At 66.7% G+C, this 16536-nt stretch carries 14 protein-coding genes; 2 read left to right on the top strand and 12 right to left on the bottom strand.

What is annotated here, in order from left to right; genetic code table 11:
• Window position 1 precedes the first annotated feature (1 nt).
• Window positions 2-1147, top strand: coding sequence for a tetratricopeptide repeat protein (locus ACYQ6W_RS17035; protein ID WP_459676958.1), 1146 nt, complete (start codon window positions 2-4; stop codon window positions 1145-1147).
• On the opposite strand, the gene budA is transcribed toward ACYQ6W_RS17035, so the two are convergent.
• The 9 genes from budA to ACYQ6W_RS16990 all read right to left on the bottom strand — a co-directional run bounded on the left by budA (window position 1144) and on the right by ACYQ6W_RS16990 (window position 10933).
• Complete coding sequence (budA, locus tag ACYQ6W_RS17030; RefSeq protein ID WP_459676956.1) at window positions 1144-1977, bottom strand: acetolactate decarboxylase; 834 nt, start codon at window positions 1975-1977, stop codon at window positions 1144-1146. The genes ACYQ6W_RS17035 and budA overlap by 4 nt on opposite strands.
• A 15-nt stretch (window positions 1978-1992) precedes the next feature.
• Entirely contained in the window at window positions 1993-3648 is a 1656-nt protein-coding gene (gene alsS, locus ACYQ6W_RS17025) for an acetolactate synthase AlsS (RefSeq protein ID WP_459676955.1), read from the bottom strand.
• Window positions 3649-3723: 75 nt separating this feature from the next.
• On the bottom strand, window positions 3724-4473 hold the full coding sequence (locus ACYQ6W_RS17020) for an SDR family oxidoreductase (RefSeq protein WP_459676954.1): 750 nt from the start codon (window positions 4471-4473) through the stop codon (window positions 3724-3726).
• A 22-nt stretch (window positions 4474-4495) separates the two neighbouring features.
• The gene (locus ACYQ6W_RS17015; protein ID WP_459676953.1) at window positions 4496-5122 is read right to left on the bottom strand and encodes an SLATT domain-containing protein; all 627 of its coding nucleotides are present in this window, start codon (window positions 5120-5122) and stop codon (window positions 4496-4498) included.
• Complete coding sequence (locus ACYQ6W_RS17010) at window positions 5119-5931, bottom strand: exodeoxyribonuclease III (protein WP_459676951.1); 813 nt, start codon at window positions 5929-5931, stop codon at window positions 5119-5121. The genes ACYQ6W_RS17015 and ACYQ6W_RS17010 overlap by 4 nt, the downstream gene beginning before the upstream one ends.
• A gap of 78 nt (window positions 5932-6009) precedes the next feature.
• Window positions 6010-6702, bottom strand: a complete 693-nt coding sequence (locus tag ACYQ6W_RS17005) for a fumarylacetoacetate hydrolase family protein (RefSeq protein ID WP_459676950.1) — start codon at window positions 6700-6702, stop codon at window positions 6010-6012.
• The gene (locus ACYQ6W_RS17000) at window positions 6702-7886 is read right to left on the bottom strand and encodes a phosphoglycerate kinase (RefSeq protein ID WP_459676949.1); all 1185 of its coding nucleotides are present in this window, start codon (window positions 7884-7886) and stop codon (window positions 6702-6704) included. The genes ACYQ6W_RS17005 and ACYQ6W_RS17000 overlap by 1 nt, the downstream gene beginning before the upstream one ends.
• A gap of 97 nt (window positions 7887-7983) precedes the next feature.
• Window positions 7984-8997 carry a type I glyceraldehyde-3-phosphate dehydrogenase gene (gap, locus tag ACYQ6W_RS16995; RefSeq protein WP_459676948.1) on the bottom strand — a complete coding sequence of 338 codons (1014 nt, stop codon included), beginning with the start codon at window positions 8995-8997 and terminating at the stop codon, window positions 7984-7986.
• 37 nt (window positions 8998-9034) lie between these two features.
• A complete protein-coding gene (locus ACYQ6W_RS16990; RefSeq protein ID WP_459676947.1) occupies window positions 9035-10933 on the bottom strand; it encodes a transketolase-like TK C-terminal-containing protein in 1899 nt (632 codons plus the stop codon).
• A 212-nt stretch (window positions 10934-11145) separates the two neighbouring features.
• Between ACYQ6W_RS16990 and ACYQ6W_RS16985 the strand changes: the two genes are divergently transcribed.
• A complete protein-coding gene (locus ACYQ6W_RS16985) occupies window positions 11146-12033 on the top strand; it encodes a DUF4142 domain-containing protein (protein ID WP_459676946.1) in 888 nt (295 codons plus the stop codon).
• Here the strand turns inward: ACYQ6W_RS16985 and rsmA are convergent.
• Genes rsmA through ACYQ6W_RS16970 form a run of 3 tightly spaced genes read right to left on the bottom strand, consistent with a single transcriptional unit; the run spans window position 12030 to window position 16529 of the window.
• The gene (rsmA, locus tag ACYQ6W_RS16980; protein ID WP_459676944.1) at window positions 12030-12914 is read right to left on the bottom strand and encodes a 16S rRNA (adenine(1518)-N(6)/adenine(1519)-N(6))-dimethyltransferase RsmA; all 885 of its coding nucleotides are present in this window, start codon (window positions 12912-12914) and stop codon (window positions 12030-12032) included. The genes ACYQ6W_RS16985 and rsmA overlap by 4 nt on opposite strands.
• On the bottom strand, window positions 12911-14215 hold the full coding sequence (locus ACYQ6W_RS16975; protein WP_459676943.1) for a SurA N-terminal domain-containing protein: 1305 nt from the start codon (window positions 14213-14215) through the stop codon (window positions 12911-12913). Before ACYQ6W_RS16975 ends, rsmA begins: the two co-directional genes overlap by 4 nt.
• A gap of 34 nt (window positions 14216-14249) precedes the next feature.
• Window positions 14250-16529, bottom strand: a complete 2280-nt coding sequence (locus ACYQ6W_RS16970) for an LPS-assembly protein LptD (RefSeq protein ID WP_459676941.1) — start codon at window positions 16527-16529, stop codon at window positions 14250-14252.
• Window positions 16530-16536 lie beyond the last annotated feature (7 nt).

The raw sequence follows: 16536 nt of genomic DNA, 5'->3' as shown, positions 1-16536 counted from the left end.
AGTGTCCTCTTCCGCGGCAGTTCTGCGGGCCTTCGACGCTGGCCGGCTGGACGAGGCGCTGACCCTCGCTCGCCAGCTCTTCCTGGCCGAACCGGGAGAGGTGGAGGCGCCCTATCGCCTGGCCTGCATCCACCATCGCGGCGGCGAGATCGGAGAGGCCGAAGCCTGGACGCGGCGGGTTCTGCTGCTGCAACCCGACCATGCCGCCGCGCATGTGCTGCTCGCGGAGTTGTTGCTGTTGCAGGGTCGCCTGGCGGAGGGCTGGGTGGAATACGACTGGCGTTTCCACCTGCCCGGTGCCGCGCCCTTCCTGCCCGAGGCGCTGCGCCAGGGCCGCCCGCTATGGGACGGTGGGCCGCTCCCCGGCCCCCTGATGCTGGTGGGCGACCAGGGCTTCGGCGACGTCATCCAGTTCAGCCGCTATGTCCCTTGGGTTCTGGAGCGGGTGCGGGATGTGCGGCTCGGCGCGAGCGATGCTCTGGCGCCGCTGCTCGGCCGCGTCTTTCCGCGGCTGCGTGTCGCGACCCGTGTCGCGGATTATGCGGATTTCACCGCCTGTCTGCCCCTCTCCAGCTTGCCCCGCCTGCATGGAACCACATGCGAGACCATCCCCCTGCCGGTGCCGATGGCGCCCGAGCCGGGGCGCGTCGCGATCTGGCGCGAGCGATTGCAGGTGGCGCTACCCGAGGGGCTGCGGCGCATCGGCCTCGTTTGGGCAGGGCGGCCGACGCATGGGCATGACGCTTGGCGCTCCATCCCCTTCGCGCGGCTGGCAGAGGCGCTGGCAGGCCTGGCCGGCATCACCCTGGTCAGTCTTCAGCTGGGGGAGCGGGCGGCGGAACGCGCAGGATATGCGGGCGCGGCGCCGGTCTTCGATGCGGCACCCTTCCTCAGCGATTACGAAGAGACGGCGGCGGCGCTGGCAGCGCTGGACGGGGTTGTCACGGTGGATACCTCCGTCGCCCATCTCGCCGGCAGCCTGCGCCTCCCGGCAGCGGTGCTGCTGCCCGCCACACCCGACTGGCGCTGGGGGCTGAGTGGAGAGCGGAGCGCCTGGTATCCATCGCTCCGCCTCTATCGTCAGCCGGCGCTGGGCGATTGGCAGGCGCCGCTGGCGGCGGTCAGGGCCGCGCTTTCCGCGGCCTAAGACCGGGCTTTCTCGGCACGATCCAAAGCGGCGGAAGAATCGGGCGAAAGGTCGCTCGCCAGGAACTGCGCCGTTTCAGGAATGGCGATGCGAAAATCGTCGAGAGGTTCGATTGCCGCCGTGATGCCGTCACCCGCGGCGCCCAGAACATGGCCGCCAAAGTGGCGGTCGTCGCTGATGAAATGCAGATGCCAGCCGGCGACACCGATCGCCTTGACGTAGCCCGGCGTCCAGAAGCCAACCATGCTGCCGCTCACGTCATCGGTATGGAACTCGCCCTGATGGGCCGCCGCGTCCACAAGACTTTCCTGCGGCCCGACTTTGCAGGCGGCGCGGTTATGGACGTGGCGGAACCGGCCGTCGAGGCGCGCCGCGAAGAAGAGGTTGTCGCTCGTCCGCAGCCGGTCGAGCTGCCCGGTCAATTCCGCGAGGGACGCGAAGGGGTGCAAAACCTCTGTGCGCTCCGGGCTGAAATGCGTCACCATGGCGAAGGGCGCCTGCTGGCGATCCTCGGCCTGGTGCACGGAACCATCGCTCTGGATCTGGTAGAAGGCGCCATCCAGCACCACCATCTCGCCGTCGAGATCGACGAAGGTGCCGAGGCCGAAATTCCCATGCTCCCGCAAGGTGCCAACCGTCACGGCCCCGTCCAGCACGCCCTGCACCAGGGCGCCCGCGGTCGAGACCTGGAACAGCGTTCCATGCTCGACCTGAAGACGATCGGCCAGCGCGCGGGAGACGACATGGGCGATCGTCTCCCCATTCTCATGCGCGGCCTGGTGCAGCGCATCCCAAAGCGATTGCGAAATATCGCAGGTGAGGCGGGGCATGGTCCTGTCTCTCCCTCAGGCGATCACATCGGCATGCATGCCCTGGCCGAGCGCGGTGTTGTGGGAATAGTCGACCGGAATATCGATCAGCACCGGCCCCGGAATCTCCATCGCGCGGCGCAGCGTGGGCAGGAATTCATCCGCATGATTGATGCGGAAACCGGTGGCGCCGAAGGCCTCGGCATATTTCACCTTGTCGACCGGACCGAAATCGACGCCCGCCGTGCGGCCGTATTTCAGCTGCTCCTGGAAGCCCACCATGTTGTAGGTGCCGTCCGTCCAGATCATGTGGACGAAGTTGCATTTCAGGCGCACGGCCGTTTCCAGCTCCTGCGCCGAGAACAGAAAGCCGCCGTCGCCCGAGACCGACAGGACCTTGTCATGGGGCCGCGCGAGGCAGGCGGCGATGGCCCAGGGCAGCGCCACGCCCAGCGTCTGCTGGCCGTTGGAGATCAGCAACTGCTCGGGCCGGAAGCTATGGAGATAGCGCGCATGCCAGATGTAGAAACTGCCGATATCGAGGGCGAGTGTCACGTCATCCGTCATCACGGATTGCAGATCGCTGATGACGCGCAGCGGATGCAGGGGCGCGCTGCCGAGGGCGGCGCCGCGAGCCCGGATATCGGCCAATTCACGACGAACGGCACCCAGCAGCGGATGCGTGATCAGATCGGCCCGTGGCGCCAGCGTCCCTGCAAGCGCCGTGATGGTCGCTGCGATGTCGCCGAACAGTTCGACGGTTGGCTTATAGTCGCGGTCGATGGCGGCCAGGATATGGTCGATGTGAATGATCGGCCGGCTGCGGCCCTTGTTCCAGAAATAAGGGTCGTATTCGATGGGGTTGTAGCCGACCGTGATGACCAGATCGGCGGCATCGAGCAGTTCGTCCGATGGCTGGTTGTGGAACAGGCCGACGCGGCCGGCGAAGCAATCGAGCAGGTCGCGGGAGATGACGCCCGCCCCCTGGTATGTGCAGATGGTCGGCAGGGCATAGCTGTGCAGGAGGGCGCGGACGGCCGCTGCATGGGCTGGGCGGCTCGCATCCATGCCGAGCAGCAGCACGGGTGTGCGCGCAGCCTGGATCAGCTGCGCTGCCGCCGCGATCGCTTCAGCCGGTGCCGCGCCCAAGGGCGGCACGGAGACCGGCGTCAGCACGTCATCGGGGGCGGGGCCGTTCATGACATCGAAGGGCAGGCTGACATAGGCGGCACCCCGCCGGCCACTCTCTGCCGCGCGGAAGGCATTGGCGACCACTTCGCCGATGGCGTCCGCCGATTCCACTTCCGCCGCATAGCGCGTGACAGGCCGGAACAGGCTGACGGAATCGAGACTCTGATGCGTCTGCTTGAGCAGTTCCGACCGCGGCACGCTGCCGGCGAAGCCCACCACCGGCATGCCTTCGGAATTGGCAGTGGCGAAGCCGGTGACGAGATTGGTGGCGCCGGGGCCGGAGGTGACGGCGCACACCCCGGCCTTGCCGGTCATCTTGCCGATGCCGGCGGCGATGAAAGCGGCATTCTGCTCGTGCCGGCAGACGACCGTTTCGATTCCCGAGCCGATCAGGCTGTCGAAGACCCGATCAACCTTGGCGCCGGGGATGCCGAAGACATGGCGTACCCCTTGAGCCTTCAGATTGGCAATCAGAACCTCGGCGCCGCATGGCTCGGTCATCGTGCTCTCCTTCGTTTCGAGAGCGGACTTTAACGCCTCACCGACATGGGACAAATTACATTTCGGGTCGTGACCTCACCCGCGCCCGATGAAAGGCATGGTCGTCGCCATCACCGTTACGAACTGCACATTGGCTTCGGGCGGCATACTGGCCATGAAGAGGATGGTGCGGCCGACGTCGTCCACCTCCATGCGCGGCTCCACGGCAAGCCGCCCGTCTGCCTGCGGCACGCCCGCCGTCATCGCCTTGGTCATGGCCGTCGCCGCATTGCCGATGTCGATCTGGCCGCAGGCGATGTTGTAGGGCCTGCCATCCAGCGAGATGGATTTGGTGAGGCCGGTCACCGCATGCTTGCTGGCCGTATAGGGGGCCGAGCCCGGGCGCGGCGTATGTGCCGAAATGGAGCCGTTGTTGATGATCCGGCCGCCCTGCGGCGTCTGGTCGCGCATCATCCGGTAGGCGCCGTGGGCGACGAGAAACATGCCGTCGAGATTGACGGCCAGCATGTCGCGCCACTGCTCCCAGGTGAGATCGCCGAAATTGGTCGCGGGCGCCGCCATGCCGGCATTGTTGAAGAGCACGTCGAGCCGGCCATGATCCGCCTTGATGCGGGCGAAGAGGGCGTCCACGCTCGCGGGGTCGGTCACGTCCGCGGATACCGCAATGGCGGTGCCGGTGCCGGTGCTGGCCGCCGCCGCCGTCTCTTCCAGCGGGCCGAGGCGCCGGCCGACGAGGTAGACGGTATCGTTATCATTCAGCAGCGCCAGAGCCGCGGCGCGGCCCACGCCGCTGCCAGCACCGGTTACGAGACAAATGCGGTTCATAGGACGAGCTCCAGATGATTTCTTAAAATAGTTTTGGTTGGGCAAAGTGGCCAACTGCGTAGACAAAAGCGCACGTGAGTATAAAAGTGATAATTGGAATCAGGTTATCACTAAAAAATAGCTTCATACGAAGTACAGTAGCATCAAAGCATGTGATCTCCGGATGCTCGTGGCGTCGCTCTAATCGAACCCGGTTATAATCGATGTCCTCGTGATTTATGCTGTATTTCTGCAATGCCACTCTATATCTGTCTAGATAAGGCATGATGTCTGTATTGATCCCGGCGAATTCTAGCTCCCGGCGTATTTCGTTAATCTCTAACGCGCATCGATGATGCTGTTCGGCCTCAACACCATTTTGGCTAGCAAACTGTAGTAAAGAGCTTACGATGATGACGATCGATAGGGCGACCGTCAGAAGGTCGAGCAAGCTCCTTTGTGGTTCTTGATAAGACAAATAGTGGGGAGCCAGCGTCAGTATAACTACGTAAGCTGAAGCTAACGCCGTGAGCCACGTCAACTTACGATCGAGCGATCTTAGGCGTTTATGCGCTTTAAAGCGAGACCTCGTAGTTTCCTTCATGGAATTAACAAGATGGGTAAAATACTTTAGTTCAACCGCTCGGGCGGAAGGAGGCGCGTCGATCACGGTAGTTCGAGCTCCACCAGAACGGGCACGTGGTCCGAGGCCTGGGTCCAGCCGCGTGCCTCCTTGAGAATGTCGTGACGCTTGAGCGCGTCCTTCAGATCATGGGTAACCCAGACATGGTCGAGCCTACGCCCGCGATCGGCGGCGAGCCAGTCCCGCGCGCGATAGGACCACCACGTGTAAAGCTTCTGGTCAGTGGGCACGAAATGGCGCAGGGCGTCGTGGAAGCAGGTGTTCTGCCATTCGGTCAGAAGCGCCGTTTCGACAGGGGTATGCGAGACGATCTTGAGCAACTGCTTGTGGCTCCAGACGTCATGCTCCAGCGGTGCGATGTTGAGATCGCCCACGAGGACCGTGCGCTTGAGGTCTGGGGTTCTGGCAAAATGGTCCCGCGCGGCCGCCACGAAATCCAGCTTATGGGCGAATTTGGGGTTCTCGTGCGGGTCGGGGATGTCGCCGCCCGCGGGCACGTAGAAGTTCTGCAGCACCAGCGGCCCGCTCGCCAGGTCGATCTCGACAGCCAGGTGCCGGCAGTCCTCGCGCCCCACCCAGTCCTGCGTATCGGCATGCCGGCGCAGCGGCCGGCGCGAGAAGATGGCGACGCCGTTGTAGCCCTTCATGCCGCGAAACAGCACGTGCTCCATCCCGAGCGTTCGCGGCAGCTCCACCGGGAACAGATCGTCCGGGCATTTCGTCTCCTGCAGGCAGACGAGGTCCGGCTGAAGCCGATCCACCACCTCCTTCAGCAGCCCTTGGCGCAGGCGGACGGAGTTGATGTTCCAGGTGACGATGCGAAGGGTCTCGGGCATGGCTCGCAGAGATACGGGGCGGGGCGGCAAAAGAAAATCCCCGCCGAAGCGGGGATTTGTTTCGAAACCAATCTTGTCTCAGACGATCTTCACGTGAACTGGTGGCAGGCCGGAGATCATCCCCTCCAGCACGTCGCCGCGCGCGACGGCACCCACGCCTTCCGGCGTGCCGGTGAAGATGAGATCGCCGGGGGCCAGCGTCACGAAGGTCGAGAGCGTCGCGACGATCTCCGGAATGCTCCAGATCATGTCGGCGAGGTCGCCCTCCTGCCGTTCCGCGCCGTTGACGGACAGCAGGACATGCCCGTCCTCGCCGTATTTGCGGCCCATCTCGCTGGCCGGCACCATCTCGCCGATGGGGGCGGAATGGTCGAAGCCCTTGCCCATGTCCCAGGGCTTGCCGGCCTTCTTGGCGGCCCCCTGAAGGTCCCGCCGCGTCATGTCGATGCCGGCGGCATAGCCCCAGACATGGGATTTCGCCTGTGCTGCGGGGATGTTGGCGCCGCCGGTGCCGATCGCGACCACGAGTTCGATCTCGTGGTGCAGATCCTCGGTCTGCGGCGGATAGGGCATGTCGGCGCCGCCGGTCAGCAGGGCATCGGCGGGCTTGGTGAAGAAGAAGGGCGGCTCGCGGTCCGGATCACCGCCCATCTCGCGCGTATGGGCCGCATAGTTGCGGCCGACGCAGAAGATGCGGCGCACGGGGAAGAGCCCGCCGCCGCGCACCGGCACGGCCGCCTGGGGGGGCGCCGGGATGACGTAGTCCACCATCAGCCGAGCGCCGCGACGCCGGGCAGCGTCTTGCCTTCGAGCCATTCGAGGAAGGCGCCGCCGGCCGAGGAGACGTAGGAGAGTTCGTCGAGCACGCCGGCCTGACGCAGCGCGGAAACCGTGTCCCCGCCGCCGGCGACGGAGCGCAGCCGGCCTTCCTGGGTGAGGTCGGCCACAGCCTTGGCCACCTTCATGGTGGAGGCGTCGAAGGGCTGGATTTCGAAGGCGCCGAGCGGCCCGTTCCAGACCAGGGTCTTCATGCCGGAGAGGCGGTCGATGATGAGATCGGCGGTGGCCGGCCCGACGTCGAGCGCCATGCCGTCATGCTCGGCATCCACCGGCAGAAACTGGGTCGCCGCATGCGCCTTGAACTCCTGCGCGACGGTGCCGTCCACCGGCAGCAGGATTTCGCAGGAGCTGCCTTCGGCTTCCGCCATGATCTTGCGGGCGGTCTCGTGCAGGTCCTTCTCCTGCAGGGAGCGGCCGACCGGCAGGCCCTTGGCGGCGAGGAAGGTATTGGCCATGGCGCCGACGATCACCAGCACGTCCACCTTCGTCAGCAGATTGCCGAGCAGGTCGAGCTTGGTCGAAACCTTGGAGCCGCCGACGATCGCCATCACCGGACGCTCCGGCTTGGAGAGGGCGGCTTCCAGCGCTTCCAGCTCGGCCTGCATCAGGCGGCCGGCATAGCTCGGCAGGTGATGCGCGACACCTTCGGTGCTGCCATGGGCGCGGTGCGCGGCGGAGAAGGCGTCGTTGACGTAGACGTCGCCGAGCTTGGCGAGGGCCGCGACGAAATCGGGATCGTTCTTTTCTTCGCCGGCATGGAAGCGGGTGTTTTCCAGCAGCAGCACGTCGCCGTCCTGCATGCGGGCGACGGCTTCCTCGGCGGCGGGGCCGATGCAGTCATCCGCGAAGGCGACCGGGCGGCGCAGCACTTCGGCCAGGGCATCGGCCAGGGGCGCCAGGGACATTTCAGGGACGCGCTTGCCCTTCGGCCGCTCGAAATGCGAGAGCACGATCACCCGGCCGCCCTTGTCGGCAAGTTCCTGGATCGTCGGGCCCACCCGCTCCACGCGGGTCATGTCGCTAATGTGGCCGTCCCGCATCGGCACGTTGAGGTCGGCTCGCAGCAGCACGCGCTTGCCCTTCACCTCGGCCTGATCGAGCGTCTTGAACGTCATTCTGCGTCCCCTGAACGTCAGTTGGTCTTCTCGTGGGGGTCATTCCGCCCTGAGGGGGCGCCGAGGCGCCTCCACAGAGCGGTCCGACCGGGTCAGATCAGAGCGCGCCGAAGGCGGCGGCGGTGTCGGACATGCGGCTGGAGAAGCCCCACTCGTTGTCGTACCAGGACAGCACGCGCACCATCTCGCCGTCCACCACGGCCGTCTGGGTCGCGTCGAAGGTGCTGGAGGCGGGGTTATGGTTGAAGTCCGAGCTGACCAGCGGCTCGGTGTTGTAGCCGAGGATGCCCTTCAGCGGGCCTTCCGAGGCCGCCTTCATGGCCGCGTTCACCTCGTCCTTCGTTGCCTTCTTCGCCAGGTTCACGTCGAGCGAGACGAGGGAGACGTTCGGCGTCGGCACGCGGATGGCGGTGCCATCCAGCTTGCCCTTCAGCTCCGGCAGCACGAGGCCGACGGCACGCGCGGCACCGGTCGAGGTCGGGATGGAGGAGAGGGCGGCGGCACGGGCGCGATGCAGATCCTTGTGCAGCGTGTCGACCGTCTTCTGGTCGCCGGTGTAGCTGTGGATCGTCACCATGTAGCCGCGCAGGATGCCGAAGGTGTCGTGCAGCACCTTGGCCACCGGCGCCAGGCAGTTGGTGGTGCAGGAGGCGTTGGAGATGACGGTCATATCCTTTGTCAGCGTCTTGTCGTTGACGCCGTAGACGATCGTCGCATCCACGCCGTCGGCGGGGGCGGAGATGATGACCTTACGGGCGCCGGCATCGAGCAGCGGCTGCGCCTTCTCCTTGCTGGTGAAGATGCCGGTGCATTCCAGGGCGACGTCCACGCCCTGGAGCGGGATTTCGGCCGGGTTGCGATGCGCCGTCACCTTGATCGGGCCCCAGGTGCGGCCGTTCATGGTGATGACGAGGCTGTCGCCCTCGACCTTTACCTCGCCGGGGAAACGGCCGTGCACGCTGTCGTAACGGAACATGTGCGCATTCGCCTCGACCGAGCCGAGATCGTTGATGAGCACGGGGGTCACGTCGGTGCGCCCGCTCTCGATCATGGCGCGGAGCACCAGCCGCCCGATGCGGCCGAACCCGTTGATCGCTACCGTCACTGCCATAGTCAGCTACTCCTCATGTTGCATGCCCGAAGGGGCATCAGAGCTTTTTCTTCACCGCGATCACCAGCGCTTCCGCCGTAACCCCGAAATATTCACCCGGCCGAGCGGCCATCAGCCCGAGGCTCGCCGCTCCGATAAACTGTCCGTCGGTTCCAAGCCAGCGCCCCCAGCCGAAATCCGAGCCGGCTTCCACCGCGAGCCGCGGCGCTTCGCCCAGGACGTCCGCCCGGTACGCCTCGTTCTGGCTGACGAACAGCGACCAGCAGGGCAGCGAGACGACCGCGACCGAGATGCCGGATTGCGCGAGGATCGACCGGGCTTCCAGCGCCACCGCGAGTTCAGCCCCGCTGGCGATCAAAGTCGCAGCGCGCGCTTCATACAAGCCTGCGGCGACATAGCCGCCCCGCGCGCAGGCGTTTTCGGCGCTCTCTTGCCGCCAGCGCGGCATGGGGCGCGGCGTGTGGATCAGCACGCTGGGCCCGTCGTCGCGCTGCAGGGCGAGTTCCCAGCACTCGGCCGTTTCGATGGCGCAAGCCGGCCGGAAGACGAGCAGGTTGGGAATGGCGCGGAGGGACGCCAGCGGCAGGGCGGCGGCAGCTGCCGGATCGTTCTCGGCCTCGGCCAGGATATGGATCATGCGGCGGCCCTCGCGGGCGAGCGGCCGGATGGTTTGTGGCAGGCAATCGGCGCCAGTGGCCGCCGTCTCCGCGACCAGAGTGAGGCCGCCATGGCTCGTCATGCCGGCCAGCACGCCCGGCAGCGCCGTTTCGGTGCCGCCGAAGGGCACGTGGCGCCCGCTGAAATCGCCGGCGTCGATCGCGACGGCGCCGGGGACCGGGGCCTCGGCCTTGGCCGTGGGCAGGGTGGCGGAGGCGCCCGTGAGATCGGGAATGGCGGCCGCCATGGCCGCGGCGAAGGCGGCACTCGCGGCGCGCGGCGACAGGCTCTCCTCGCTGCCGATGAGCTTCGCACGCTCGGCGCGGGCGATGTCGCGCCAGCCGTCCGGCAGCCGACCGGTCAGCGCCCGCTCGAACTCGGCCGCCTGGGCATGGCGGGCGAGGCGCTTCAGCCAGCCGCGCCGCGCGGCGGTGTTGCGGCCGCCGGCCGCGCGCCATGCTTCGCGCACCTCATCGGGAATCTCTCCAGGCAGGATCCGGGGCGCCTGGTTGGGCGGGCGGCAGGAAATGTAGAGCGGCTTGCGGGCGCGCAAGGCGATGGAGAGCGCGCTCGAAATCGCCGCCGGGTCCTGCGCCGCGATGCGCTTCGTCGCCCAGCCCCAGCTCGCGAAGCGCTCCATCACCTCGGTCGCGAGTGCGGCCCCTGGCGTATGCGCCATGGGTTCCTCTACCAGCAGGGCAAGCTTGCCGAGCTTGAGGTCGGCCGCCTGCTTTGCCGCCTCGTAGGCAAGGCCCCCGGTCAGCTGCTCGGGATGGCTGAACAGCCAGGTCCGATGGTCGACCAGACTCTTGCCGAAGCGCGCCGCCATCATCCGCTCGGCTAGCGCCTGGCCCACTGCGAAGGCGAAGGCCTGGCCCGGCGCGGAAAAGACGGTGTCCACCCCGGGCAGGCTGAAGCTCAGTTCCGCCGGGTCGACGCCGCAGAGTTCCAGCAGGCTGCGCAGGATCTGGGCCTGCTGCCGGCAGGAGACGACGACGCGGTCGCGGTCCGCCCAGGCGGGGGCGGCGGCATCGAAGCGCAGCGCGCGGGTCCAGAGCGTCGTCGCGACCTCGACGATAGAGCTGCGGGCGGTCTCTTCCGTGGGCTGGCCCTCGGGCCGCATCGGGGCACCGGCGGCCGCAGCCACCCGTGCGGCGACATGGCTGCGCACCGCGTCTGCCATCCGATGCTGCCGCTCCGGCTGGCGTGCCTGCGCCAGAGGCGCCGGCTCGGCAGGATGCGGGCCCTTGCGGGAGAAGATGTCCGCAAGACGGGTCACCAGACCTCCTCGATTGTGCGGGGTCGCGTCGAAGGTGCGTTTTTTGACCGGATGGGCGGTGATCGGCAACCCCCCGGCCGCGCCCATGCCTGCCGGAGTGGCGCTCACGTTCGGGCGACGGACCCTGGGATCGTCCGGCCACGGCGCCAATTTAGGTCTCGTCCGCGCGCCTCCTCGCGAGGCGCTCTCTGAGATTAAAAAGGAGTAACGCCATGACGAACCGCAAGCCGATGCGCAACCGCTGGCTTCTCTCGACCACGCTCGGCGCCGGGCTGCTCGTGGTCTCCGCGGGTGCCGCGCTCGCGCAGAACGTCCCGGGCGAGAACGCGACCGGCGTGACCGGGCCTGCCACCAGCGCGGCGACGCAGACGATCACCCTGAAGCCGGGGCAGGTCGCGGGGACGGACACGGTGCTGCCGGCCGACACCGCCGGCAATCCGGCTGCTTCCATGGGAGATGCGCGCTTCGTGATGGCCGCGTCCCGCATCAACCAGGCCGAGATCATGATGGGGCAGCTCGCGGCGCAGCGCGGCGAGACGCAGAGCGAGCGCAACTATGGCGAGATGCTGGTCCGCGATCATACCCAGGCCACCGCGGCACTCCGCACCATCGCCGATCCGCTGCGCCTGCACATGGCGAGCCGGCCGGGCAAGATGGAAGTGGCGATGTATCAGCAGCTTCAGGCCGCGCCGGCCGGACAGTTCGACACGATGTTCAACCAGGCGATGATCCAGGGGCATGAGCACGCCATCCGCCTGTTCCAGATGGAGGCGACCCAGGGCCAGAGCGGCGCGCTGCGGTCCTTCGCGCAGGAGAACTTGCCGGTCCTGCAGCGCCACCTCCAGGTGGCCCAGTCTCTGAGCCCGATGGCGAGCCCCGCACCGATGGCAGAGGGCGCGGCGCCGGGCGTGATGCCGGGGACGCCTGGCATGGCGGTTGCTGGCCAGGCGCCGATGATGGTACCGCCGGGCCCCGCCACGGTGAATCGTCAGATCGACCAGATCCAGCAGGCGACCAGCGCGCCCACCTCCGGCAATCCGGATAGCTCCGCCGATCAGCTGAACGCCCGCGTCCTGACCGTCACCAGCGGCCCGTCCTAATCACGCGGGCCATCGGTATCGCTCGCCGGCTGCTCGCTGAGCAGAAGGCGGGCGAGCCGGTCGAACTCCGGAACCGACAGGGTTTCGGCGCGGCGGGTGGGCTCGATGCCTGCCCGCCCGAGGAAGGCTTCACCCCCGAGCGGCTTGAGGGCAGCCCGCAGCATCTTGCGGCGCTGCCCAAAAGCATGCTGGGTCAGCCGTTCCATGGACGCGAAGAGCGCGGCCGAGGGCTGTTCCGCTTTCGGGATCAGCCGGACCACCGCGGAATGCACCTTGGGTGGGGGCGTGAAGGCCTCCGGCGGCAGGCGGAGCGCGAGGGCGACGTCGCAGGTCCATTGCGCGAGGACGGCGAGCCGCCCATAGGCGCCGGTATCGGGCGCGGCGACGATGCGCTGCGCCACCTCCTCCTGAAACATCAAGACCATCCGCTCAAAGGCTGCGGCCTGCCGCAGCCAGCCGATCAGCAGCGGCGTGCCGACGTTATAGGGCAGATTGGCGACGATCTGCCTGGGCGCCGGCACCAGCGCCGCAACGTCCACCTTCAGAGCATCGGTGGCGATGACGGAGAGACGGCCCGGGAAATGGGCCGCGAGTTCTTCGGCGACCGCGACGCCCCGCGGGTCGATCTCGATCGCGGTGACATGGGCGGCTGGTGTCGCGAGCAAGGCCCGCGTCAGGCCGCCCGGCCCAGGCCCGACTTCGACCACCTGCCGCCCGGCCAAATCCCCGGCGATGCTCGCGACCCGGGCGGTCAGGTTCAGGTCGAGCAGAAAGTGCTGACCGAGGGCGTGTTTCGCCCGGAACTCGTGCCGGGCGATGACCTCCTTGAGCGAGGGGAGCGGAGTGCCGGCCGGGGGACCGGCCGGCCGTCCTTCCGTCACGAGGCCTGCATGATCTGGATCGAGCCCTGGCGGTGCAGCTGGTCCAGCTCCTGCTGGGCCGCGAGGCCGACGCGGCTCTGGAACAACTCTTCCGCCACCTGATCACGCGAGGGCAGGGACTGCGTTTCCGTCTGACGGCCGCAGATCATCACCATGGAGACGCCGTTGTCGGCGATCAGCGGCGGGCTCGGGGTGTTGTCGGGCAGTCGGGACAGCAGTTGCTGGAAAGCGGGCGGCGTTACCTGGGCGAGGTTGACCGGCCCCGGGTTGGATGGCTTCACGTTGCCGGCCGCCTGATTGGCCGCCTCGATGGCGGAGCAGCTCTTGGCGCTCTGGGCGATCGCGTGCAGCTTCTCGATGGTCGCGCGCTGCTGCGGCGTCGGGTTCTGCTGATTGAGCGGGCTGGAGAAGGGCAGGAAGACCTGGCGCACGTCCAGCATCACGGCGCCCGTATCGGTCTGGCCCGCGATCTGGCGGCCGCGGAGCTGCACGATGGTCAGACCGCCCGCGACCGGCACGGGATTGCTGATGGCGCCCACCGGCATCTGGGAGACGAGCTTGGCCACCGCCGGGTCCAGCTGATCGGGCCCGACCCAGCCGAGGGCACCGCCCTGCAGCGCCGTCTCGCCCTGGCTGAACTGCGCAGCGATGATCGGGAAGGGCGCGCCCTGCCGCAGTTGGGTGATCACCGATTCGGCGAATTTCTCGGCGCCCGGCGCCGCCTGGGGCGAGTTGATGGGGATGAAGATTTCACCGACGTTGTATTGCGCCTGGCCCTTCTGCTCCTTGAGCAGTGCGAGCTGGCGCGTGATGTCGGCGTCCGTCGGCCGGCCCATCTCGCCCACCACCTGGCGCAGCACCTGGTTCCAGGCGATCTGCGTGCGCACCTGGGCGATCAGCGTGTCGATGTTGATGCCGAGGGCGGCGAGCTTCTGGCGCAGCCCGCCCGCCGGCATGTTGTTGTTCTTCTCGATATTGGCGATGGCCTCCGCCACCTCCTTGTCGGAGACGACGATCTGGCGGCGCTCCGCCTCCTGAAGCTCGAGCCGCTCGTTGATCAGCTGCTGCAGGATCTGCGATTTCAGCCTGTCCACCACCTCCGGTGTCGGGCCTTGGCCGGTCGCCAGCGCGAAGAAGCGTGCACGGTTGGCCACGTCCTGATTGGTGATGACGTCGCCGTTGACGACGGCCGCGATGCGGGCGGTCTGCGCCTGGGCCTTGGGCGTGCCGAGACCGGCGCCTGTGCAGGCGAGCCAGGCGGGCACCACCGCGAGGCAGAGGAGTTTCAGGCGGAGGGACATGGCTTTGTTCAAAACTCCTGACATCCTGGACGGGCTAGAGCGCATTGAGGCCGATCGCCCCGATCGTCTTGAGGGTGATGGTTAGCAGCACGGTGGTGGAGCCGTCTTCCCCATCGATGGTGGTGTTGGTGTGGGAATAGGTCAGATTGACGCCGAAGCAGTTGTTCTGCCAGCCGATGCCGACGTTGGTGCTGTCGAGCTTGCCGGTCTGAACGTTCTGCTGCACCGCACCGTTGAAGCTCCAGCCTTGATAGTTGGTATTGAGGCCGAAGGTCACTTCGCTGCGCGGCGTGTAGTATTCGGCCGGCGGCGGGCTTCCATCGTAATAGTAATAGGGGTCGGTGGAGGAATAGAGATAGCCCGCGCTCACCCGCAGCGCCGGCACGCCGGCGGTGGCGAAGGTATCGATATACTTGTCCTGCAGGCTCTTGTGGTCGAGCCGGGTGCGGTAGGTGAGATCGAGCCAGCTCGTCGGCGTGTACGTCAGGCGCGCTACGATGTCGGACACGTTGTCGTTCAGGCCTGAGTCGGGCGCGAAGGTATCGTCCGTATGGGCGCGGTAGGACTGGCCGATCAGCCCGTCGAGCGCCGAGCCATTGTTGAAGAACCAGGTGCCCTGCAGGCCCACATTGGCGCGCACGCCGTTTTCGAGCCGGTCGATGCCCGGATACTTGTTGAATCCAAAGAGGTTCGCATCCGTGAACTGAAAGTCGAAGCTGTCTTCGTTCGGGATGTTCGTCGTGTTGATGTTGTTGCTGATGATGGGCGCTGCGATCAGCTGCACGATCGGCTTGATGAGCTGGGAGCCGAGGCGCCCTGAATCGTTGATGATCGGCCAGCTGTAGTTGAGTGCCACCTGCGGCAGGGCCCGGACTTCGGAGGCGCTGTCATGCGCCGCGTCGTAGTTCGGGAATTCGTTGAGGCTGGTCGCGTTGTAGCCCGCGGCGTCGAAGTGGAAGACCGTGCTCCACTGCTCGCCGAGCGCATCCTGGAAGGGTAGGGCGTAATTGCCGGTGATGGCGGCGCGCTGCGTGTTCGTGCCGTCGGTGCGTTCGATGTTGAAGGCCGAGAGATTGACCGAGGTGGTGCCGCCGAGGCCGTCCGGCAGGCCGGTGTAGTCGTAGACGGCATAGGGCAGGACCAGCGGCAGCTGGCTATTGGTCACGCTGCCGACCAGGCCTTGGTAGAAGCTGCTTTCGATCCGCGCATAGGAGCCCGCGCCGAAGCCTTCGAGGTAGAGATTGCTCTGCAACTCGTTGGCGTTGGGCAGGATCGAATAGTCGTTCAGATAGGCGACCGACGAGGCGCGCTGGATGTTGAAGCCCGCCCGCCAGCTAGGGTTGAGGTCGAACTGGCCGTTGGCGAAGAGCGCGCCTTCAAGCTTGCCTTTGTCGAAGCCGCTGGAGGCGTCGACGTTGAGCTGGCCGAAGTTGAAGCTGTGGCGCAGCTTCAGATCGCCCGCCAGGCCTTCCTTGGTGGAGAGGATCGGCGTGATGGTGGCGTCCGTCGATTTGTTGATCACCCAGTAGTAGGGGATGCTGGTGAAGGCGCCGATATGGCTGTTCACCCCGGCATTGGGGATGAGCAGGCCGCTCATCCGCTTCGCCGAGGGATCGGGGTGCGAGAAATAGGGCAGCCACAGCACCGGAACGCCGAAGAATTCCATCGTCGCGTCCTGATACTCGATCAGGTGGTGCTGCAAATCCTGTGTCGCGGTCTGCGCCGTGATCTGCCACAGCGGATAGCTCTCGGGATGCTTCGCGCAGACGTCGCAGGCGGTGTAGACGGCGCGGCTGAGTTCGTTGACCTTGCCTTCCGTCCGCCGCGCCCCGTTGGCAGCCAGCTTCGCGTTCTGCGGCAAGGTGACGTTGACCTGGGCAATGATGCCGTTGGTCATGTCCTGGCTCAGTTCTGCATAGTCGGCGTAGACCACCTGGCCGTCCGGCGAGATGAGCACGACGTGGCCGACCGCATCGGCGATGTTGGTGTTGCGGTCGTAGAGCACGCGATCGGCGAAGAGCACGTGGCCGGCCTGCCAGGCTTCGACATGGCCGGACAGGGTGACGATGTTGCTCTTCTGATTGTAGTCGATGCGGTCTGCCTTGAAGGCGACGGGCTGATGCTTGTCAAAGGTGGTGGCACTCTGCGCCCGCGCCTCGCGGATCAGGTTCGGCACGCCGCTCACGGTGATGAGGCAGAGGGTGCCGAGCAGGGCCTGGCGCAGGGTGAGCGGGCGACGCGGCTGCCGCCGTGGCGGACGCGACAGGCCCGAGAGAGACCGGTGCCGACGGTGGGGGGCGGAAGTCTTAGACATCGGGCGG

Source organism: Acidisoma sp. 7E03, assembly GCF_054665075.1.
This window is presented reverse-complemented; position numbering and strand designations above follow the sequence as displayed.

Excerpts from the sequence above, each read along its gene's own strand:
- ACYQ6W_RS17005 (WP_459676950.1), bottom strand. The coding sequence starts at position 6,702 with ATGGTGGACTACGTCATCCCGGCGCCCCCCCAGGCGGCCGTGCCGGTG.
- ACYQ6W_RS16970 (WP_459676941.1), bottom strand. The coding sequence starts at position 16,529 with ATGTCTAAGACTTCCGCCCCCCACCGTCGGCACCGGTCTCTCTCGGGC.
- gap (WP_459676948.1), bottom strand. The coding sequence starts at position 8,997 with ATGGCAGTGACGGTAGCGATCAACGGGTTCGGCCGCATCGGGCGGCTG.
- alsS (WP_459676955.1), bottom strand. The coding sequence starts at position 3,648 with ATGACCGAGCCATGCGGCGCCGAGGTTCTGATTGCCAATCTGAAGGCT.
- ACYQ6W_RS16975 (WP_459676943.1), bottom strand. The coding sequence starts at position 14,215 with ATGTCCCTCCGCCTGAAACTCCTCTGCCTCGCGGTGGTGCCCGCCTGG.
- ACYQ6W_RS16985 (WP_459676946.1), top strand. The coding sequence starts at position 11,146 with ATGACGAACCGCAAGCCGATGCGCAACCGCTGGCTTCTCTCGACCACG.
- budA (WP_459676956.1), bottom strand. The coding sequence starts at position 1,977 with ATGCCCCGCCTCACCTGCGATATTTCGCAATCGCTTTGGGATGCGCTG.
- ACYQ6W_RS17010 (WP_459676951.1), bottom strand. The coding sequence starts at position 5,931 with ATGCCCGAGACCCTTCGCATCGTCACCTGGAACATCAACTCCGTCCGC.
- ACYQ6W_RS17020 (WP_459676954.1), bottom strand. The coding sequence starts at position 4,473 with ATGAACCGCATTTGTCTCGTAACCGGTGCTGGCAGCGGCGTGGGCCGC.
- ACYQ6W_RS17000 (WP_459676949.1), bottom strand. The coding sequence starts at position 7,886 with ATGACGTTCAAGACGCTCGATCAGGCCGAGGTGAAGGGCAAGCGCGTG.